At 68.8% G+C, this 20256-nt stretch carries 19 protein-coding genes and 1 pseudogene; 7 read left to right on the forward strand and 13 right to left on the reverse strand.

Going from position 1 to position 20256, the window contains the following annotated elements; genetic code table 11:
- Nucleotides 1-91 precede the first annotated feature (91 nt).
- From AC1DU4_RS08520 to AC1DU4_RS08535, 4 genes are all read right to left on the reverse strand, one after another.
- Nucleotides 92-496 (reverse strand): YchJ family protein, encoded by a 405-nt coding sequence (locus tag AC1DU4_RS08520; protein ID WP_477838872.1) that lies wholly within the window; start codon nt 494-496, stop codon nt 92-94.
- Nucleotides 496-1857 (reverse strand): metallopeptidase TldD-related protein, encoded by a 1362-nt coding sequence (locus AC1DU4_RS08525; protein ID WP_477838915.1) that lies wholly within the window; start codon nt 1855-1857, stop codon nt 496-498. Before AC1DU4_RS08525 ends, AC1DU4_RS08520 begins: the two co-directional genes overlap by 1 nt.
- A gap of 26 nt (nt 1858-1883) precedes the next feature.
- Nucleotides 1884-3410 carry a TldD/PmbA family protein gene (locus AC1DU4_RS08530; protein WP_477838874.1) on the reverse strand — a complete coding sequence of 509 codons (1527 nt, stop codon included), beginning with the start codon at nt 3408-3410 and terminating at the stop codon, nt 1884-1886.
- A gap of 67 nt (nt 3411-3477) precedes the next feature.
- Entirely contained in the window at nt 3478-4107 is a 630-nt protein-coding gene (locus AC1DU4_RS08535) for a hypothetical protein (RefSeq protein ID WP_477838876.1), read from the reverse strand.
- A gap of 127 nt (nt 4108-4234) precedes the next feature.
- Between AC1DU4_RS08535 and AC1DU4_RS08540 the strand changes: the two genes are divergently transcribed.
- Nucleotides 4235-5389, forward strand: a complete 1155-nt coding sequence (locus AC1DU4_RS08540) for a sensor histidine kinase (RefSeq protein WP_477838878.1) — start codon at nt 4235-4237, stop codon at nt 5387-5389.
- Nucleotides 5390-5501: 112 nt separating this feature from the next.
- Here AC1DU4_RS08540 and AC1DU4_RS08545 read toward each other — a convergent pair whose 3' ends face one another.
- Nucleotides 5502-6629, reverse strand: a complete 1128-nt coding sequence (locus tag AC1DU4_RS08545) for a site-specific integrase (protein ID WP_477838880.1) — start codon at nt 6627-6629, stop codon at nt 5502-5504.
- A gap of 250 nt (nt 6630-6879) precedes the next feature.
- Between AC1DU4_RS08545 and AC1DU4_RS08550 the strand changes: the two genes are divergently transcribed.
- Complete coding sequence (locus tag AC1DU4_RS08550; RefSeq protein WP_477838882.1) at nt 6880-7422, forward strand: NADPH-dependent FMN reductase; 543 nt, start codon at nt 6880-6882, stop codon at nt 7420-7422.
- Between the two features lie 73 nt (nt 7423-7495).
- On the opposite strand, the gene mraY is transcribed toward AC1DU4_RS08550, so the two are convergent.
- Nucleotides 7496-8569 (reverse strand): phospho-N-acetylmuramoyl-pentapeptide-transferase, encoded by a 1074-nt coding sequence (gene mraY / locus AC1DU4_RS08555; protein WP_477838884.1) that lies wholly within the window; start codon nt 8567-8569, stop codon nt 7496-7498.
- 696 nt (nt 8570-9265) lie between these two features.
- Between mraY and AC1DU4_RS08560 the strand changes: the two genes are divergently transcribed.
- Nucleotides 9266-9646 (forward strand): hypothetical protein, encoded by a 381-nt coding sequence (locus tag AC1DU4_RS08560; RefSeq protein WP_477838886.1) that lies wholly within the window; start codon nt 9266-9268, stop codon nt 9644-9646.
- A gap of 257 nt (nt 9647-9903) precedes the next feature.
- On the opposite strand, the gene AC1DU4_RS08565 is transcribed toward AC1DU4_RS08560, so the two are convergent.
- From AC1DU4_RS08565 to AC1DU4_RS08580, 4 genes are all read right to left on the reverse strand, one after another.
- Entirely contained in the window at nt 9904-12075 is a 2172-nt protein-coding gene (locus AC1DU4_RS08565; RefSeq protein ID WP_477838888.1) for a hypothetical protein, read from the reverse strand.
- A 72-nt stretch (nt 12076-12147) separates the two neighbouring features.
- The gene (locus AC1DU4_RS08570) at nt 12148-12942 is read right to left on the reverse strand and encodes a DUF1707 SHOCT-like domain-containing protein (RefSeq protein ID WP_477838890.1); all 795 of its coding nucleotides are present in this window, start codon (nt 12940-12942) and stop codon (nt 12148-12150) included.
- 26 nt (nt 12943-12968) lie between these two features.
- On the reverse strand, nt 12969-13838 hold the full coding sequence (locus AC1DU4_RS08575) for a DUF1707 SHOCT-like domain-containing protein (protein WP_477838892.1): 870 nt from the start codon (nt 13836-13838) through the stop codon (nt 12969-12971).
- A gap of 96 nt (nt 13839-13934) precedes the next feature.
- Nucleotides 13935-14600, reverse strand: a complete 666-nt coding sequence (locus tag AC1DU4_RS08580) for a DUF6891 domain-containing protein (RefSeq protein WP_477838894.1) — start codon at nt 14598-14600, stop codon at nt 13935-13937.
- 411 nt (nt 14601-15011) lie between these two features.
- Between AC1DU4_RS08580 and AC1DU4_RS08585 the strand changes: the two genes are divergently transcribed.
- Both AC1DU4_RS08585 and AC1DU4_RS08590 read left to right on the forward strand, forming a co-directional pair.
- On the forward strand, nt 15012-15308 hold the full coding sequence (locus tag AC1DU4_RS08585) for an antibiotic biosynthesis monooxygenase family protein (RefSeq protein WP_477838896.1): 297 nt from the start codon (nt 15012-15014) through the stop codon (nt 15306-15308).
- A gap of 655 nt (nt 15309-15963) precedes the next feature.
- A complete protein-coding gene (locus AC1DU4_RS08590) occupies nt 15964-16854 on the forward strand; it encodes an alpha/beta fold hydrolase (protein WP_477838898.1) in 891 nt (296 codons plus the stop codon).
- Between the two features lie 475 nt (nt 16855-17329).
- Here the strand turns inward: AC1DU4_RS08590 and AC1DU4_RS08595 are convergent, their stop codons facing one another.
- Entirely contained in the window at nt 17330-17920 is a 591-nt protein-coding gene (locus AC1DU4_RS08595; protein ID WP_477838900.1) for a TetR/AcrR family transcriptional regulator, read from the reverse strand.
- A 62-nt stretch (nt 17921-17982) separates the two neighbouring features.
- On the opposite strand from AC1DU4_RS08595, the gene AC1DU4_RS08600 reads away from it, so the two are divergent.
- Entirely contained in the window at nt 17983-18513 is a 531-nt protein-coding gene (locus tag AC1DU4_RS08600; protein WP_477838902.1) for an SRPBCC family protein, read from the forward strand.
- 192 nt (nt 18514-18705) lie between these two features.
- Here AC1DU4_RS08600 and AC1DU4_RS08605 read toward each other — a convergent pair whose 3' ends face one another.
- Entirely contained in the window at nt 18706-19185 is a 480-nt protein-coding gene (locus tag AC1DU4_RS08605) for a GNAT family N-acetyltransferase (RefSeq protein ID WP_477838904.1), read from the reverse strand.
- A gap of 303 nt (nt 19186-19488) precedes the next feature.
- Here AC1DU4_RS08605 and AC1DU4_RS08610 point away from each other — a divergent pair.
- Nucleotides 19489-19614: pseudogene (locus tag AC1DU4_RS08610) on the forward strand (ATP-binding protein); the annotation flags it as partial.
- Between the two features lie 123 nt (nt 19615-19737).
- Here the strand turns inward: AC1DU4_RS08610 and AC1DU4_RS08615 are convergent.
- Nucleotides 19738-20256: integrase core domain-containing protein (locus AC1DU4_RS08615; RefSeq protein ID WP_477838907.1), on the reverse strand; the 519-nt coding region annotated here is incomplete at its 5' end.

Below are 20256 nucleotides of genomic sequence, written 5' to 3' on the forward strand. Positions count from 1 at the left end.
GATTCGAATCCCGGATGAGCTCGTACCAAAAGACTAGAGTCCGGAGTTTGTGGTTCCGTTACGGCCGATTAAGGACTTTGTGAGAGTCGGTTCAGCCGATCGCGTCCAGGTAGCTCCAGCGCCCGTCCACCCGGACGAACCTGCTGTGCTCGCGCAGCGAGTCCCGGTGCCCCTCGACGACGTAGTGCGCGACGAACTCGACGGTGCCCTCGGTGTCGAGCAGTCCGCCGGCCGAGGTGCCCAGCACGTCCAGTCGTGTCCAGCGCTGGTCCGGGTCCAGGTCGAGCCGGCGGGGCCGGGTGCTCGGGTGCCAGGTGCGCAGCAGGTAGGCCGCGTCGCCCACCGCGAAGGCCGCGTACCGCGAGCGCATCAACTGCTCGGCGGTCGGGGCGTCGGCCTGCCCGCCGTGGAAGCGTCCGCAGCAGCCGCCGTAGGTCTCGCCGCTGAGGCAGGGGCAGCGGGCGGCCGGGTCGAGGGGTGTCGTCGGGTCGGCCATCACTGGGCCTGACTGACCGAGGACATGTGGAAGTCCGGGATCCGCAGCGGCGGCATCGCGGTGCGGGTGAACCAGTCCTTCCACTCCCGGGGCAGCGCCGGCGCGGTGGCGCCCGCCTCGCTGACCCGGCGCAGCAGGTCCAGCGGGCTCTCGTTGAAGCGGAAGTTGTTGACGGCGCCGGTGACCCGGCCGTCCTCGACCAGGTAGACCCCGTCCCGGGTGAGACCGGTCAGCAGCAGGCTCGTCGGGTCCACCTCGCGGATGTACCAGAGCGTGGTCAGCAGCAGGCCGCGTTCGGTGCGGGCCACCATGTCGTCGAGGTCGGCGCCGCTGCCGCCGGTCAGCAGCAGGTTCTCGCCCGGCACCGCGACGGGGGCGCCGAACTCGCGGGCCGCGTGCCGCGGGTACGCCAGCGCGCCCACCGCGCCCTGGCGGACCCAGTCGACGCGGCCGACGTCCATCCCGTTGTCGAAGAGAGAGACGGTCTCGCTCGACGTCGCCGCGGACACGAACGGTGCGTACTCGAGTCCGGGGGAGCGCGGGTCGGAGAACAGGGTCAACGGCAGGTCGGTCAGCCGCTCGCCGACGCGCGTCCCGCCGGCCCGGGAGAGGGCGGTGTGCCCCTCCTCGGCGCCGCGACCCTCCATCGTCCACATCAGGTAGATCATCAGGTCCGCGACCGCGGACGGCGGCAGCAACGTCTCGTAGCGGCCGGCCGGCAGCTCCACCGTGGTGTCCGCCCAGCCGAGCCGGGTCTCCAACTGCGCCAGCAGGGTTTGCACCGACACGTCCCGGAAGTCGGTGCTCCCGGCGCCGACCCAGGCGCTGGCATCGCCACGCTTGCCGTTGATCTCCACCGAGCCGGTCGGCTGGGTGAACCGGCGTCGCACGCCGGTGGAGGTGCCGAGCCAGGTGCTGTGGAGCTGGTGGTGCGCGAACCCGTACAGCCGGTCGGCGCCGTCGAAACCGTCCGCGAGATCGGCGGCCACCCCGGCGAAGATGTCGATACCGGTGGCCGCCGGGCCGTCGTGCCACCCCGGGTCGGGGGCGCCCGCCGGCACCAGGTCCATCGCGTCCTCGGCCGGCCGCGCGGCCCGGGCGGCGGCCTCGCTGGCCCGCACCACCTCCGCGACCTGCGACGGGTCGACGCTGCTCGAGCTCACCGTGCCGACCCGCGCTCCCGCATCGTCGCGGACGATCGAGATCACCGTCCAGGTCCTCGATTCCGAGACACCGTTGGTGGTCATCGAGTTGCCCGCCCAGCGCAACGCGGCCTCGCTGGCGTCGGTCACGATGACCATCGCCTCGTCGGCCTCGGACAGCGCGAGCACCTGCTCAACCAGTTCCTGCGCGGCGATCACCGATCGGCCTCCGGCTGCATCAATTGTCACTGCCCGCCCTCCACCCGTGTGTTGAGTACGTTGACGCCGCGGAACAGCGCCGAGGGGCAACCGTGGCTGACGGCCGCGACCTGGCCCGGTTGCGCCTTGCCGCAGTTGAAGGCGCCGCCGAGGCGCCAGGTCGACGGGCCGCCGACGGCCTCCATCGATCCCCAGAAGTCGGTGGTGGTGGCCTGGTAGGCCACGTCCCGCAGTTGCCCGTCCAGTCGGCCGTCACGGATTCGGTAGAACCGTTGCCCGGTGAACTGGAAGTTGTAGCGCTGCATGTCGATCGACCAGGACTTGTCGCCGACGACGTAGATGCCGTTCTCGACACGGGAGATCAGGTCCGCGGTGCTGGTGTCGCGGTCCGGGTCCGGCTGCAGCGAGACGTTCGCCATCCGCTGGATCGGCACGTGGTGCGGTGAGTCGGCGTAGGAGCAGCCGTTGGAGCGCGGCAGTCCGAGCCGGGGGGCGAACACCCGGTCCAGCTGGTAGCCCACCAGGGTGCCGTCGCGGACCAGGTCCCAGCGCTGCGCGGACACCCCGTCGTCGTCGTACCCGATGCTGGCCAGTCCGTGCGGCTCGGTGCGGTCCGCGGTGACGTGCATGATCGGCGTCCCGTACTCGAGGGTGCCGAGCTTGTCCGGGGTGGCGAACGAGGTGCCCGCGTAGGCCGCCTCGTAGCCGATCGCGCGGTCGTACTCCGTTGCGTGCCCGATGGACTCGTGGATGGTCAGCCAGAGGTTGCTGGGGTCGATCACCAGGTCGGTGGGTCCCGCGGTGACGGACGGCGCCTTCGTCTTCTCCGCCAGCCACTCCGGGATCCGAGCCAGCTCGGTGTCCCAGTCCCAGGCCCCGTCCGCCGAGGTCTCGAGGTACTCCCAGCCGCGGCCGACCGGCGGCGCCAGGGTGCGCATGGTCTCGAAGCTGCCCACCGACGCGTCGACGGCGGTCGCCTCCAGCTCGGGGTGCAGCCGCACCCGCTGCTGGGTGAGCGTCGAACCGGCCAGGTCCGCGTAGAAGGTCTGCTCCTTGACCTGCAGCACACCGGCGGTGACGTGGTCGACGCCGTCGGCGGCGGCCAGCCGGCCCGAGTAGTCGCCGAGCAGGTCCACCTTCTGCGCGGTCGGCACGGCGAAGGGATCGAGGGTGTACCCGGAAACCCAGGTGGCGTCGCGGTACACCGGTTCCGGCGCCAGCTCCACCCGCTCGCGGTTCAGCGCCCGCAGTGCGCGTGCCACCTCGACGGCCCGGCCCGCGGTGCGTGCCGCGGACTCGGCGGTGAGTTCGGCGTGCGAGGCGAAACCCCAGGTGCCGTCCACCACCACCCGTACCGCCAGGCCGAGCTCGTCGCCGTCGACCACCGACTGGACCGCGCCGTCACGCAGCCGGATCGACTGGGTGCGCAGGCGGTGCACCCGCAGGTCGGCGTGTTCGGCGCCGGCGGCCCGGGCCGCGGACAGCGCCGCGTCGGCCAGGGTGCGCAGGGGCAGGGCCAGGAAGTCGGGGTCGACATCGCGTGTCACGGTCACAGCCGAACACGCTACCGGTCAGCCGACCGCACGGCCGCTGGGCCGAACCGGCGGCCGCCGCGCCGCCTCAGGCCATCTCGGGTACGTGCAGATGGGCGATCGCCAGCTCGAACTCGCACACCTCGAGCACGTCCGCGCCCGCCTCACTGGTGCCCGCGGCCCGGAGGGTCATCGCCTGGTCTCGATTGCGGTCCATCGCCTCGAAGCTGTCGAACGTCACCGACGACACCGCGCGGCCGGCGGCGTGGTCGACCATCAGGCTGGCACTGCAGAACCCGTCGAGTTCCTCCAGCGCGGGCAGGATCGACAACTTGTAGAGGTCGAGGGCGCGGTCGATCCGGCCCGGTTCGACCGCGAGCCACGCGGCGCGGACGCAGGCCCCCGGGCTGGACCGGTGGTCGCGGTGCAGGACGGCGATCTCCCACCGTGACACCGAGGTGGTGCCGTGGAAGATCTCGGCGGCCCGGTCGCGCAGGTGCAGGACCGGCCCCTCGCTCGCCCGGAGGGACTCGTCGTCCATCCAGGAACTGGTGGCGATGCACCGACCAGTTTCGTGGTCGACCAGCAACGACAGGCCGCAGCAGCCCTCGATGTCCGCGAGCGTCGGCATCACGACGTCGCGTATGTGCTTGATTCCGACGTCGATGAACGACGGCTGCGCATGGATGGTGGTAGAGCGTGCGTACACGACCGGCACCCTTCTCCTCGGGGGCGGCGCCCGGCGGCGCCGACGGGGCAATCCCTCGTCCTTCACGGTCCTCCGCTCGGCCGGGCAAGGCAATGGGGTGGGACGGACTCGTGCCCGGACCTCCTAGGCTGACGGGATGCGGAGGTTCAGTCTGTGGCTGCGCGGCAAGCCGTTCATCGCCGACTCGATGCTGGCCGTGGTGCTCTTCGTGCTGGACTGTCTGGGCGCGCCGGGCAGTCAGGTGCCGTGGCTGTTCCTGCTGCTGAGCGTGATCCTGTCGGTGCCGATCGCCTTCCGTCGGCGCTACCCGGTCCTCGCGGCGGTCGCGATCCTCGCCGCGTCGATGTTCACGACCCTGGTCAGCGACCTGATCGGGGACGACGCGGAGAACCACTTCGCGTTGCTGGGCCTGCCGGTGGCGCTGTACACCCTGGTCGCGTACGTGGGCCGCCGCCCCGCCGCGTTCTACCTGGTGGGATTGGCCGCCGACGCCGTGTTGTCCGGCATCCTGCTGGACAACGGACCGTCCGACCTGCTCTTCGTCGCGCTGATCTACGCGTTGTCCTGGATTCTCGCCGAGTTTCTCGGCGCTCGGCGGCTCTACGACGAGGCGGTGGCGTCCCGGCTGGCGGTGGTCGAGGCCGAGCGGGACCGGAGGGCCGAGGAGGCGGTGGCCGGCGAGCGCACGCGGATCGCCCGGGAACTGCACGACGTGGTTGCACATGCGGTGAGCGTGATGGTGGTGCAGGCGGACGGGGCGTCCTACGCGTTGCGCCGCAACCCCGACGCCGTGGAGAAGGCGCTCGGCAACATCGCGGGCACCGGCCGCCAGGCGCTGGCCGAGCTGCGCCGCACGGTCGCGCTGCTGCGCACCGAGCAGACGCCCGCCGAGATGCCGCAGCACGGCACCGCGGGCGTGGCGAAGGTGGTCGAGATGATGCGGCAGGCCGGACTGACCGTCGAACTCGAGCAGACCGGCGACCTGGACGAGATCAGCCCGGCACTGAGCCTGGGCATACACCGGATCGTGCAGGAGTCGCTGACCAACGTGCTCCGGCACGCCGGGCCCTCACCGCGGGCGGTCGTGCGGGTGCGCCGCCGGGAGGAGGACGTGCTGGTCGAGATCACCGACAACGGCCGGGGCACCAGCCTGTTCACCCAGGGGTCCGGCAACGGGCTGCTCGGTATGCGCGAACGGGTCGCGGTGCTGCGCGGCACCCTCGACACCGCGCGGCAGCCGGACGGCAGCTGGCGGGTGCTGGCGGAGCTTCCGCTCAGCCCCGAGGACTGAGATCCCCGCGCTCGAGATCCCCAGTGCTCGAGATCCCCAGGTCGCGAGGTTCTCGGGGCCGAGGAACGGCCCGTCAGTAGTCCCGGCGACGCCCGGTGCGGCAGGCCTCCGGCTAGAGGCCGAGCGCGGTGACGGCGTTGCCGTGCAGGCCCGCGTGCTGCCGCGAGTAGATCGCGATCATCCGCTGGTCGGTGTGCCCGCTCTGCGTCATGATCTGCTCGGCGCTCGCGTCGTTCCGGACGGCCTGGGTGACGAATCCCGCTCGGAGGCTGTGCCCGCCGAGCCGGGCGACGAACTCCTCCGAGTATCCGGCCGCCGCGGCCCGCCGCTGGATCATCGAGGCAACTGCCTGTCCCGACAGCGCACCGGCGCCCAGTGCGCCGGTGCGATGCACGGGCCGGAACAGCGAACGGACCGTCGGCTCGGGACGTCCGAGCATGCCTCGGCAGCGATGCTCGAGCGGCCCGGACTCGGGCTCGGCGAGCAGTCGGCTCACGGCCGGTTTGCCGTCGCGGTCCCAGGCGTCCAGGACCTCACGCCACCGCCAGTACGCGCACACCGGGCAGGTGATCGGCGCGGACCCGTAGGGGAGGGTGACCGTTCGGCCGGCCGCCGCCTGGTCGGTCTTCGACCGGCGGATCGTCACGTACAGCCCGTCGGCGCGGTGCGGGGCGACGTCGGCGACCGCGAGCGAGGCCAGTTCCGATCGGCGCATCGCGCCGGTGAGCCCGATCAGCAACAGCGCCGCGTCCCGGCGCTCGGCGGCGCGGTCGGCCCACGAACCGGCCGCCGACCGCGCGCGCATGGACTCGATCATGGCGCGCACGTCGTCGGTCAGCAGCGGCTCGCGCCGGACCGGCGGGGTGGCCCGGGTACGGGCGATGCCGCGGAGGATCTCGCGCACCGCGGACGACTGCCCCGGTTTCGGATGCCCGGCCAGGGAGTGGATCTTGTTGATCGACGCGACCCACCGCGTCATGGTCGCCGGCGCGTAGGCGGCCCGCCCGTCCGGCCGTACCTCGGACGACTTCTCCGTCAGGAACCACCCGACGACGTCGGGGGACGCCGGCAGCGGTGCCCGATCGACGCGTTCGCACCACCGGGTGAAAATCGTCCAGTCACTCATCTGAGCGGCCCGGGTGTTGGGGGAGACGGACTCGACCCTCAACCGGTGCATCGCGGCCGCTGCCTCGGCCGGGACGGCGGCAACCGCCGCAGTCGCCGGCACGGATTCGATCACGGGCCGCACGCTCGGCAGTTCCGTCACGGTGCCCCTTCGCCGATCATGGTCCTCCGCCACTCCTCGAATATGTACCTGGCCCAGCACGATACGGGTTGGCACCGACAGAGTGGCGTGGCGGCAATCCCCGGACGCACCTGGGCGGGCCACAGGTGGACGCGACGCTGGTGGAGAGAACGCCGTAGACGATGCTTCGTCGGAGCGGCCTGCCTGCCGCGTTGGGTGCATGCAACCAGGAGGAGTGAACACAATGTCCGACATCCTGCTCATCTCGGGAAGCCTGCGCGGCAAGTCGAGCAACTCGGCTCTGCTGCGCACCGCCGACACCCTCGTCCCCGCCGGCTTCCGTGGCGTGTCGTACGAAGCGATGGGGGACCTACCGCACTTCAATCCGGACGACGACCAAGATCCGTTGCCGCAGGCGGTCGTCGACCTACGCCGACAGATCGATAGTGCGGGCGCGCTGCTGATCTGCACTCCCGAGTACGCGGGGGCCCTGCCCGGGTCGTTCAAGAATCTGCTCGACTGGACCGTGGGCGGCGTAGAGATCTGTGACAAGCCCACCGCGTGGATCAACGTCTCCGCCAACGCGACGGGTGCGGCCAATGCCCACGCGTCTCTACGGCTGGTGCTCACCTACACCGGTGCGGCGATCGTGGAGGAGGCGTGCGTCCACCTGCCGGTGACGCCCGCGATGATCGACGGAGGCGGGATCATCACTGACGTCGCGGTCCAGGAGGGCATCGCGGCAACCCTTGCGACCCTGGGCCGACGGGTGCTCGCTGCGGGTTGACCGGGCCTGTTCGCAGCTGTCCTCAGCGGCGCCGTCTCGCTCGCGGTGCGCCGTCGACGTCATCGATGCCGCGTCAGTCCACGGCGGCGAGGTACTCGTTGTAGAACAGTGCAAGGCCCACCGCCGACGCGATCGCCGCGAACAGCCAGAACCTGATGATCACGACAGTTTCGGGCCAACCCTTGAGCTCGAAATGGTGATGCACGGGCGCCATCCGGAAGACGCGTCGCCGCGATGTGCGGAACACGGCAACCTGAACCAGCACCGATGTTGCCTCGGCGACGAACAACGCACCGATGACGACGGCGAGCAACTCGGTTCTGGTGGTGATGGAGAGCCCAGCCAGAAGGCCTCCCAGCGCGAGCGAACCGGTGTCGCCCATGAAGATCTTGGCCGGCGCCGCATTCCACCAGAGGAATCCGACACATGCGCCGGCACCGGCGGCGCAGATCAACGCGAGATCGAGTGGATCGCGCACGTCGTAACAGCCCGCGCCAGGGGCGGTTTCACAGGCGTTGCGGAATTGCCAGAACGTGATGATCACGTAGCTGCCGAGGACCAACCCCATCGAACCCGCTGCGAGGCCGTCCAGACCGTCGGTCAGGTTGACCGCGTTTGACCACGAAACCACCACCACGCAGGTGAACAGGACGAAGGCGACCGCCCCCATCGCGATCGTGGTGTCCCGGATGAAGGACAGATCGGTGCTGGCCGGCGTCAGACCGCTCCCGCCGCGGAACCTCAGAGCGAGCACTGCGAAGATCACCGCAGCGGAGATCTGGCCGATGTACTTTCCGGTCGCCTTCAGGCCGAGGTTGCGTTGCTTCCGAATCTTGATGTAGTCGTCCAGGAACCCGACGCCGGCCAGCGCGGTCGTAAGGCCGAGTACGAGGAGGCCCGACGCGGATGGACCGTCTGCCTCGTACCCGATCCCGATCAGGTGTGATCCCAGGTAGCCGGCCCAGATTCCGCACAGAATCGCGACCCCGCCCATCGTCGGGGTTCCGCGCTTGGACTGATGGCTCGCCGGCCCCTCGACTCTGATCTCCTGACCGAGTCCCTGCCGCGAGAACGCCTTGATCAGAATCGGCGTCAGCAGGATGGACACCGTCAGTGCGATTCCGGCCGCAAACAGGATCTGCCTCAAATTGTTCCCCCAGACGGTGCAGTCCTGCGTTGTCGTCGAACTCGGTCGAGCGCAGGCGTTTTCAGGTCAACAGCTCGGTGGGTACACCCACGCCCCTGGATCCACGCGGACTGATGGACGATCCCCCGCGGACACGATAGCGGCGGCAGCCGGCCCAACCAACCGGCGAGGCCACAAACTCTCCGGGGGCACGTGACCGAAGGTCGTCGGAGTTCATGGCGTTGCGTCGATCACCAGTCGTGCACAGTCCCTGCCAGTCCGAAACGTGGCGTGCGCCAGCATCTCAGACGAGTGTCATTGGAACGGATGGTCCGACACGCCGCCCCCGCCCCTGTCCGCGCGGGGCCTGGTCCGCATGGCGGTAGGGCCCGTCCAGGCGGAGGTGGACCAGAACCGCGCTGCGAGCACTTCCAGTACCTGCTCGATCCCAACCAGGTGGGCGAGCTGGCCGCATTCCTGACGGCCGCAACGGGGCGGCCAGATGTTAGCTCGATCACCGTAGCGCCCAGGGTGTAACCCCAGCTCGGAGCCGAAGCGCGCAGGTGAGCAGCAGTTGCTGGCGCTTCTTTCGGTCGAAAGCCGCGATTATCTGTCAATTAGCTGGTGCTACGGTCCGATGAGTGTCCGGCACAGCGGCCCGAGAAGGGTGGCCGCGCTGGGGTGTGCCACCGAAAGACACATGGAGGGAATCGACTCATGAGCATCAATCGCGTTGCATCCATCACTGCCGTCGGGGTGGCGGCGACCGGAGCCGTCCTCGCGGCAGGGGCCGGGACCGCGAGCGCCGCGACGCCCGTCAGCGGCAAGGGGTACGTCGGGGTCGTGCTGACTCACGAGGAAACGGTTCTGGCCGCGCAGCTGCGCGCGGGGGACCTGATCAACCTCGTCTACGGCGACAACTGGCGTGTGTCACTTCCGTCGAACTCGGTGTGGAACACCGGAACGGGCTGGACTCCGGTGACCGGCCAGCAGTTCCTCGAGGAAGCCGCCTCGCACCCCCGCGGGAACGTCGGGCTCGCCGTGACCGACCCTGCGTTGAAGGGCCAGCCGTTCTTCGCCAAGTCGGGAGGGTGGTAGCCGCCCGTAGCCGGGCAGGGGAAGTGCCGCGGAGACTGCGTCGGCGTCTGAAACGCTGACAGCGAATTCGTCTCCCGATCGTCGAGGCGACGCCGGTGAGGCGGGTGAAGGCCCCCTGTGGATCTGGGGGCCTTCACCCGTATCGCGTCCTCCTCTTCATCGAGGGGCGGGTCGGTGTCCTGACGGATTCTGCCCCCCGGCGGATCAGTTCTTCGCGCCGTCCGGGGTCGAGAGTGTCCGGATCGGGGTGTCGGGATTCATTCGGTCTCCAGGTCGTGCAGGAGCGGGCGCAGACGGGCAAGGGCGCGTTCATCCTCGACGGCGATGTCGCCGCTGGAGTCGAAGCGCTCGTCGCGGTCCACGAGGGAGCGGAGCTTCTTCGCGACCGCGCGGCGGACCGTTGCCGGTGCGCCCGCCAGCCGTTCGGTGAGCCGGAGGCCGAGGTCGCGCGCCCACCGGTCGGTCACGGCACCCGCGACGACCTTCACGATTCGCGCGGGAGTGCCGGGCAGGGGCAGCCCGAGGTCGAGGAGGGCGATCGCGGCGGCGGCGCTGGTCTTGACGAGCGGGCCGTTGTAGTTCTTGCGGTCGGTGACGACGAGGTCGGCGAGCAGCGCCTCGAAGTCGTTGTGCGCCTTGGGCGGTAGCAACTGCTGGGCGCGCCAGTCGAGCGCGAGGCCGATGGCTTCTTCGATCGGGCCGCGACCGGCGTCGATGATGCTGCGCAGCACGGGCCAGCCGGTTGCGGCCTCGCCCGCGTCGAAGGCGGCGAGGATGCGTAGTGAGGCGAGCTGGTCATCTCGCTGGTAGTCGCTCGTCGCGGCGTTCGTGCCGACGAGGCTGCGGCACCAGTCGAGGAAGCGCGGGTCGGCGCGGTCAGCCCAGTGCGCGAGCACCGCGGACTCCTTGTGTTCGAGGTCGCCGTCGAGGACGCGACGGAAGTCCTCCGGGTCCTTCGTCAAGCGTGCGAGAGCGAGCAGCACGGTCGCGTCGCCGGTGACGGTCGCCTCGCGGACGCGGTCGATGCTGGCGGTGTCGCCCCACGTCGCGAGCGCGTCGGCGGCCTGCTTCGGCGCGACCGTGAGCAGCTCCCGGACCTCGGGCAGCGCACCGGCGGTGGCCTCGGCGGGCCAGGAGGCGAGCAACTCGATGAGGTGTCCGGCGCCGTCGCGGGACGGATCGACAGGAGGCTCCTGCCGCAGCGCCTGCCGGATGCCGGCGATGAGCATGGTGGCGGACGGTGCGTGCTCGCGCACGAGCGCGTAGCCGAGCGCGGAACGCCCCGACGCGGAGGTGGCAACCATGAGGCCGCGCGCGGCGGGGTTCGTGAGCAGGGCCTGAGCCATCGGGCGAGCCCACCGTCCGTCGCCGGCGCGCAGCAGAGCGAACGCGGAATCCGCCCGAGCATCCGTGTCGAAGGTGCTCGACCCGATGGCGGAGGTGCCGCCGGCAGTGACCCGCTCGGCGAGGGCGACGAGCAGGTCGCGGACCTCGGGTGTCGGTGGGCACTGCCGGAGCGCAGCGATCATCGCATCCGGCCTGGCCTCGGGTAGCGCCGCGAGTGCGAGCAGGCGACGGACCGCCGCCGGAGCGTTGCGCCGGGACCCGACGACGACATCGACGAGCCCTGCGATCGTCGCCTCGTCCGGTGTCGGCAGCGCGGCGAGTACGACAGCCGATGCCTCCGGGTTGACCTCGCTCAACCATTCCGGGAGGTTTCCGACGCCGAACGCGATGCGGGGAGCAACCTCGACGGCGAGCTCCCATCCCGCTACCAGCGCGTCGAGATCGGTGGTCTCAATGCCCCCGGCCGCGATCCGCGCGAGCGTCGCCGCCATCACCAGGCCGGGATCCCCGTCAGCGAGGGCGGCCGAGACATCGACACCGAGAGTCGTGAGCGCGGCGACACATGCCTGCTCGACCTGCTCCGCCGGGCGGGCGCTCGCCCGCGCCGCGAGCGTGTCGAGGGCAGCGGAATCGGCCGTGCGCGCAGCGGCCTGCAGCAATGCCGCGGCCGCGGCCTCCGGGCCGTCGTCGGCGATCAGCGGCCGCACGAGCGCCGCGATCCGCGTCAACGAGTCCCGGGCCGACCGGACGAGGGCGGCCGTCTCGGCGTCGTCCACCTCGACCTCTTCATAGGCACGCACCGCGCCGTCGAACATCAGCAGCAACCACGCCGCGCTCTCCGCATCCGCGGTCTGCCGTGCGCCGAGCACCGCCGCGATCGACGTCATCGCCGGCGCGGTCGAGTCGTAGAGGGTGCCCTGATGCAACACCGCCGCCCACAGCTCGTGCAGCGACTCCTCGACTGTCTCCGCGCCGGCGAGCCCCTCGATCCAGCCGGGCACATCGCTCGCGTCGCCGTACGCGTGTTCCAGTGTCGGCCAGTCGACGTCGGCGAGGTGGGTGCGCCAGGACACGCTGTTCATGGGGTCTCCTTGTCATCGAACAGCCCGGTGTCGGGCAGGGCCGTTGCACAGTTTCGCCTGCAGGTCGAGGAACTACCGGTCGCTTCGGTAGACGCTGCGGACGGTGCCGTCGAAGCCGACCGTCAGGAAGCCCTGCGCCCCCGTGTCCTCGTTCTTCAGGTAGATGCCCACGGCTGGTCCGTCGTCCCCGCGGTCTGCGATCAGGTAGACGTCGCTCGGATTGCCCACGCCGAGCGTGCGATCGGCGCCGTAGAGCAGCCCGATCAGCTGGGGAACGTTCGGGCGCAGTTCCGCGAGGTCGACGGGCACGCCTTCGGTGCGGGGCGACGTTCCGTCGTCCGTGATCCGGGCCCGCCCGTCCTCCACCTCGTACCGGTACGACTGCTCGCGGCCGGGTTGGCCGGGCACCGCGCGTGAGAACGTCGCGTAGTCGGGGTAGACGGTCAGCCGGTCGACCTCCGAGTCGCCCAGCTGGTGGGCTATCGCGTCGAGCATCCGCCCGAGACCCGCCGCGGTGGTCAGTTCCGCTTGCGCTCCAGCCGGGGTGGCGGCCGGATCGTCGTAGTTCCGACTCGACGTGACCACCACGATTCCGCACACCAGGACGACGACGGTCGCGAGCGCGACGGCCCAGCGGGTGCTCCGCGGCGGTGACGGCGCGCTCACGCTCTCCCGCAGTTCCGCAGGCACCTGCAGGTCCCGCACGAGTCGATCGAGGTCGGCCAGCGTGCGCGCCGACCCGGCTGCCTCGACCCGATTCCGGTGCTCGCCGTCGCTCAGCTGGCCGTCGGCGAACGCCGAGTCGAGGGCGTCGCGCACCGCGGCGCGGTCGACGTCGCGGGCGCGCAGTCGCGTTGTCGCGGCCATGGGGCGGAGGCGATTTGGCATGATCGTCATCCCTCGGCCGGGGAGACGTCGACGACCGAGCCGTCCAGACGCGTGTTGACGGATCCCGATCGGTCCGCGTCGTCCTTGAACTGGACGGTGACCAGGCCTTCGGTTGGCGGGTCCGGGCGTACGAAGATGTGCTCCACCCGGCCCGACGGCATCCCGACGAGGTTCGCCCCCGTCGCGATCACGTCGCCGAGCCGGGCCACGTCGAGGGCCCCGAGGTCGACGGTGGCGGTGTCGAGGGTCCGCGACTCCGGATCCCCCGAGGTGGAGAAGCCGCCGCGGAAGCTCCAGTCCTGTTCGCGGTGCGGCTGGTCCTCCAGCATCCGGGTCACGAACACGTAGCTGGAGTAGAAGATCACCTCATCCACCCGCAGATCCCTCTCGAACTTCACCCCGAGCTGACGCACGAAGTCGCGGACTCCGTCGGTGGTGAGGGGATCGATCGGCTCGACCACGATCGGCTGCGGCTCGCCTGCCGGGATCGGCGCGGGGGCAGGAGCCTGCGGGGCCGCGGCGACGTCGGTGGTCGCGGCTGCCGCGTCGTCCCCGCGGGTGGTGAAGACCAGGGTTCCGCCGACCGCCAGGACCGCGGCGACGACGGCGGCCACGACGCGTCCGGGAACCCGTTGCCGAGGCGCCGGTTCGGGCGCCGTCGCGCGGGTGGCCTCGACGAGATGCTCGGGGATCTGCAGGTCCGAGACCAGCGCGTCGAGTTCACCGAGCGTCTTGGCCTTCATCGCCGCGGCGGTGCGCGCCTCGTACTCGGCCGGATCGAGCTGCCCCTCACCGTATCCGGCGTCGAGGAGCCCGCAGGTCTGGGCGCGATCGATGTCGCGCGCGCGAGTTCTGGAGGAATCCTGCTCAGGCACGCACGTGATCCTAGGAAACCGTTCGGAGTCGTATCCGCCCACCCGCCTCCGGACCGGTCCGGTCCGGTCCCGCAGCCACTCCCACTCGATCGGGTGCTACGCCTCGATCGGGTCGTACCAGTCGGCGTTCCTGAGCAGCACCCTCGTGCCCAGGTCGCGGTTCCATTCCGGCTCGATGCCGTGCCGTCGGAAGACGGGAAACATCACGTCGTCGAGCAGGCGCGTCACGTCGGCCGTGTAGAGGTCTTCCTTCGCGACCTCGCTGAGCGCGCCGTAGGTGGCCTCGTCGAAGTCCTCGGGCGGGAACGCGCCGTAGCCGATGTGGGTCTCGCCGTCCGTGACGAGACGCTCGGTGTCCTGCTGGTGGAAGTAGGCGTAGCCCTGCCAGTGCCGGCTGTCGTCGAGCTCGCCCCAGATCTCGCCGGACGCGCAGGTGCCGCAGCAGGTGAAGTCCGCGCGGGCGAGGACGCCGTTGGCATTGAGCTCCTCGAACGCGGCCATGGTGCGGGAGGTGTACGCGCCTAGCTCCGCCTGCTGGCGCAGCCGCGCGGTGCGGAGCGCGTCGAACGCCGCCACGAGCTGCTCCTCGGTGAGGTCGTACTCGTCGCCGTAGATGTCGATGAAGTCGTCGGCGTCGTCTCGGCCGGTGATCAGCTGGTCCCAGATCTGCCGGGTCAGCTCAGCTCGGCCGTCCTCGTCGAGGGGCAGCTCGGGCAGGGTGGCGTAGGGCGGCAACGTGTTCGGGTTCGACAACGCGCTCACGGCGCAACCTCCAGACAACGAGCGGAACCGGGCCAATCGCCCGGCGGTGACGATGCTAGCTTCCGTCGATCCACAGGTTGGTACGCAGGCCAAGACATGAACCGCGGTCCGGAGTGAACCCGGCGGTCAGGGCTCGTTCCGTGATCGGCAGGCGCGAATCGACATGTCGCAGGAGCAAATAGCGAAGATGGCGGCGCCAAGGAAAGCGACGATCCCTGCATCCGGGGCAAGCCAACCGATGACCGCCAGAACGACTGCCGACATGATGAACCCAGCGATCATGGGGGCTGGTCCAGCTTCCGTGCCCAACCGTGTCCCCGGCGCACACCGCACTGCGCGAAGGACATTCGGCTTGGACATCGGGCCACGTCAGTCTCCGCGGCCCCGGAACGCGTGTGCGATCATCGGCGAATGGTCCTGGAGCACGCGCTGCTGTCGGTCAATCCCGGCGAGGAGGATGACTTCGAGGCAGCCTTTGCGGAGGCCAAGGAGATCATCGCGGGCATGCCCGGCTACCAGTACCTGACCCTGTCGCGATGTCTGGAGCGACCGAGCATCTACCTGCTACTTGTGCATTGGCAAAGCCTCGAGGATCACACCGAGGGCTTTCGTGGATCTGCCCAGTACCAGGAGTGGCGTCGGCTGCTGCACCACTTCTACACCCCGTTCCCCACGGTCGAGCATTTCGTGCAGGTGCAGAGCGCCTGACGCTCCAGGCCCGTCAGACGGACGTGCGGTTGCCGACCATCCCTAGAAGGCGCGAGTGCCGTGTATTGAACGCCTCCATGCCAAGTGGGTCGGCCGAGTCCACCTACATGCCGGATGTCCGTGACGATCCGGGACGGTCTTCACAGGTCGCCGATGGCCGATGAATCCTGACAGCCGGCCCTTGACCGGAACGCGCTGGGCTTGGAACTCATCGGCAGATGTATTGGGTGCGCTCCGGCGAAGTGGCCAACGTGGTTCCGGAGCGGGGTGTTCACCAATGGCGGAGCGTGGTGGGCTGCATGCGGATTGGATAGGCCTACCGGTCGGTAATCACACTTAAGGACGGCTCCGGATCACACAAATCTGGATGAGTTCCGGCTTGGTTGGCGCTCGAGCGTCGTCGAGGGGCTACTGAGATCACTGCTCGGGTTCGCCGCCGACTGCTGCGTCGTACCAATTCCAGTGATTGGAGATGCATCTCCGCACTGTCAGTGAAAGTCCCAGCGGAGCACACCGTCCTCGRCTAGTGCTCCAGCCGGACTTCGTGATCATGGCGTGAGGCGGCATCGCTGGTCATGAAAGGRCACCCGGGACCGATGAGTTACAGCCGCGGAAGTGGTCTCTTCTTGCGAGATGCAACCGTAGAGGAGTCGCCATGCCGCTTCATATTCAACGATCGCCCGAGCACCTGGTCACCGTCGGTGACGTCGACCTGTGCGTGACCACATTCGGGGACCGGCGGCAGCCGCCGGTGCTGCTGCCGTGCACATCGAGACTGTTCTGGGAAGACCGGTTCTGCGACCGGCTTGCCGGCGCTGGCCGGTTCGTCCTGCGCTACGACATCCGCGACACAGGCCGGTCGACTGCTTATGCGACCGGCTCTCCCGGCTACAGCCTCCGTGACTTGGTCTTGGACATCATTGGACTGATGGATGTCTTCGAACTTCCGCGAGCTCACCTGGTGGGCTTCTCCGTGGCCGGATGGATCTGTCAGCTTGCCGCCCTCGACCACTCCGACCGTATGTCGGCACTGACCCTGATCAACACCCGTCCGACGTCCCCAGGCCCGGYGGACTCGGATTTGCCCGAACACTCGGACCGGGTCATGGAGTTCTTTACCAAGGCACCCGATCCGGACTGGTCCGACCGGGCGGCGGTGATCGACTACGGCGTCGAACAGGCGCGGGTACGTGCGGGCGCACACGGATTCGACGAACAGGAGGCGCGGCAGCAGACGACCCGAATGGTCGACCGCACCACCAACATGGCCTCCAGCATGCGCAATCTGTCATTTGTCGAGGCGGGCGACCGTTGGCGGGAGCGTTTGGGCGACATCACCGTGCCGACCCTCGTCGTCCACGGGACCGATGACCCGTTCTTTCCGTACGGCAACGGACAGGCCATGGCTCGAGAGATTCCCGGCGCCGACCTGCTCCCCCTGAACGGCATCGGCCACGAACTTCCGGCCACCACCTGGGATCAGCTGCTCGCCGCCATGCTGGTACTCCAGCCGGAATCCGTGATCGACGAAGGTGTTGGACAGTAGGCCGGACCAGGGGCGGCCACCGCGTGATCATGTCGTGTTTGTTTGTGACACAACTGAATTGGCGGTGGCGGGGGTTTGAGCGCTGGCAACAGGAGTTTGACAGTTTGACAGGCCGGGTCGGCGGCCGGTTCACGATGGAAGGTGAGGCCGCGGCAGTGGAAATGGATGGTTGGATAGAGAGGCCGCGAGAGAGAGGTGTTCACCTATGCCGGTTCGTTCTGGACTGCATGCGGATTGGATAGGTTGACCAGTCGGTAATCACACTTAAGGGTGGCTCCAGATCGCACAAATCTGGACAGCTTCCACGTTGTCGGCGATCGGGGAGTTCGATGGGGAATCGCTACATCGAGCCAGTCCGACCGACCGACTCTGGGTATCCGCCTTCGGAGCCGTTGGTGTCGAGATGCAGCGAAGATTAGCGAGATGCGACGCTAGATCAACTAGGCATGCGTCGCTGACGCTGCGTGGCGGGTGGTCAGGGGGAGAGCCTGTCGAGCAACACCCGTGCCGCCTCTGCGGCCATCTCCTCCGCCCGCTCGGGCAGCCCGGCGTCGTGTCGCAGGCGTCGCCGCACGATCGCGTAGGGAACCCCGACCACCGCGAGTTCGGCGAACTCCACTTCCTCGTCGTCCGCTGCCCCAATTCGACGCGCCGCCTCGTGCACCGCGGCGTATGTGCGCGCGTTCGCGGACTCGAGTGCCTCCCGGTCGGGTGCAGCCCAGTCTGCCAGGCCGAAGCTCGCTGCACCCCAAAGCAATACCGTCGCGTCCGCCGGATTCGCCCGACACCAGGACACGACGTGGCGTGCGGCGCCGATCAGACCTTCCCGCCCGGGATCAGAGTCAATCGCGGCCACGAACCCCAACTGAAACCGGGTGACGCTGCGCAGCCACAGTGCGGCCAGCAGGGCGGGCCGGTCGGGGAACCGGTGATAGACCGACCCGCTCGGCGCCCCCGCTCGGCGCGCCACGGCCGCCATCGTCACCGCCGCCGGCCCGTTCTCGACGGCGAGCTCGCGGGCGGCATCCAGCAGACCGTCTCTGTCGTAGAGGGGGTTGCGTCCCATGCATTAGAGAGTAGCCTCCAAATCGATTCTAGAGATGTGTCCCTAATATTGAGGAGGCCGCCGTGCTCGTCCGCAACTTCCATGCCCGGTCCCTGCCCGCCACCCCCGACCAGCTCGGCAGGCTCGTCGACGCCCTTGCCAGCTCCGACGACCCGCTGTGGCCGGTCGACCACTGGCCGGCAATGCGATTCGACCGCCCGATCGAGGTCGGCGCGGACGGCGGCCACGGCTCGGTGCGCTACAAGGTCGTGGGCTACATCCCCGGCGTGTGGATTCGTTTCCAGTTCAACGGGTCCGGCGGACTCGTCGGCTTCCACGAGGTGACGGTGCGGCCCGACGGCCCCGATCGTGCCGAACTGAGTCACCTGCTGGCCGCCACCGCGCGCGGCAGGGAACTGCTCCGATGGGCGCTGGTGATGCGGTGGCTGCACGACGTCGCGATCGAGGAGATGCTCGACCGGGCTGAGTTCGCGGCGGCCGGCATGGTCCGCAGTCCCGTCAGATGGAGCCCTTACGTGCGTCTACTGCGTCGCGTGATGCGCCGCAGAACCCCTGCCGTGCAGGTCAGCCCGTTGAGCGTCCATGGTTCCTAGCGGAGGATATGTCGGAGATGTTCCTCGGGCCCCAAGATGGTCCCGTAGCCGATCCGCCTACGTCGACGCACCTACATTGACGGGCACGGTCGGTATCCCTGACATCTTTCAAAGTGCGGCGGCGTGTCATGTCAATCTTCGCTGCAACTCGACAGTTGGGCTACGCCGGAGAGGAGACCTCTGTGGCAGCGCTCAGCGCAGCCGCTTCGTGAGATGGACCAATGCGTAGCCGGCAGGAGTCGGAGTGCGATGGGTTTCCTGGTATCCGAACCGGGCGTATAGCCGGAGATTGCCGACGCTGCGTTCGCCCGTGAACAACTGCAGATCGGTTACCGACGCGGGTAGACGATTCTCCACGAGTTCGAGCAACCGGCTACCTAAGCCTCGGCCCTGCGCGTCCGGGGCCACGACCAGCCTGCCCAACTCGGCCAAATGCGAATCAGCCGTGGAGCGGAACACGCGCACAGCAGCAACGAGACGATCGGCATCGTTGCGCAACCCGATTGCAGTCACTTCGGGCCGGGACAGCTCGCTCGCCAACTCATCCAAGGATTGCGTCAACGGGGGAAGGTTCAGGTCGCCATGGGCCTGTGCCTCGGTCACGTAAGCAGCACGCTGCAAGGTGAGCAGTTCACCCGCATCGTTCACCGTCAACGTCGCAACCGATTTCATGGGCGCAACTATTGCAGGTCCTCGCCCGCCAGTACCCACATGCGAGCGGAGCGGGGCGAGGGAAGAGGAGGCACGCCTCGCGTACGCACGCCGCAGTGCAAGAGAGCGAGAATGGAAGAGAAGAGAAGAAGAGGGGTGTTCACCAATGGCGGTTCAATCTGGGCTGCATGCGGATTGGATAGGTTGACCAGTCGGTGATCACACTTAACGGGCGCTTCTAATCACACAAATCTGGATGGATTCCAGATTGATGGCGTTTAGGCGCCGCGGTTAACGCCGCGGAAAGCGAATCGTGCACCCCACACCCTCTTCACCGACCCCAGACTCTGCTCAGCCATCATCGACCGGTTCACCCACCGCGGCACCATCATCGAGACCGGCACCCACGCCTATCGACTCGCCCACACCGAAGCAGCGACCACCGGCTAGCCCGTCGGGGTCGGGCCGGTCAAACCCCACCTTGGGCCATTTCCAGTTGACAGAGCCAGTCGGGCCGAAGAAGAGTGATCTGCTGACCGAGCGCACAGGACGGCACCTAGGTGTACCCGGCCATCAGGTTGGTGCCAGGCGGCTGACCGGTGGGAGTCCGCCGAGTGCGCTGTGGCGACGTCGAGTGTTGTAGTGCTCGAGCCACGGCGCAAGCGCGGCGGTGCGCTCGGCGTTGGTGGTGAAGACCTGCCGGTAGGCCCATTCGGTCTGCAGGGTCCGATTGAGGCGTTCGACCTTGCCGTTCTGCCAGGGGCAGTGCGGTTTGATGAACTTCTGCCGGATGCCGTACTCGGAGCAGACCGCGCGTAATGACCACCGGTAGGCCCAGGCGTTGTCGGTCATCAGCCGTTCGATTCTGGTGATGCCGTGGCCGGCGAAGTAGTCGATTGCGCGGATCAGGAAACCCGCACAGGTGCCGCCTTTCTCGTCCGGCAGGACCTCCGAGTAGGCAAGCCTGGAGTGATCGTCGACGAGCGAGTGCACGTAGTCGAACCCCAGCTTCGTCGAGTAGTCCCGTGTCCGGTGCTCCCGGCCGCGGGCACGCCATCCGCCGCCGTCGGGGATCCGGCCGAGCTTCTTGAC

The organism is Rhodococcus sp. P4_F5 (assembly GCF_056401315.1).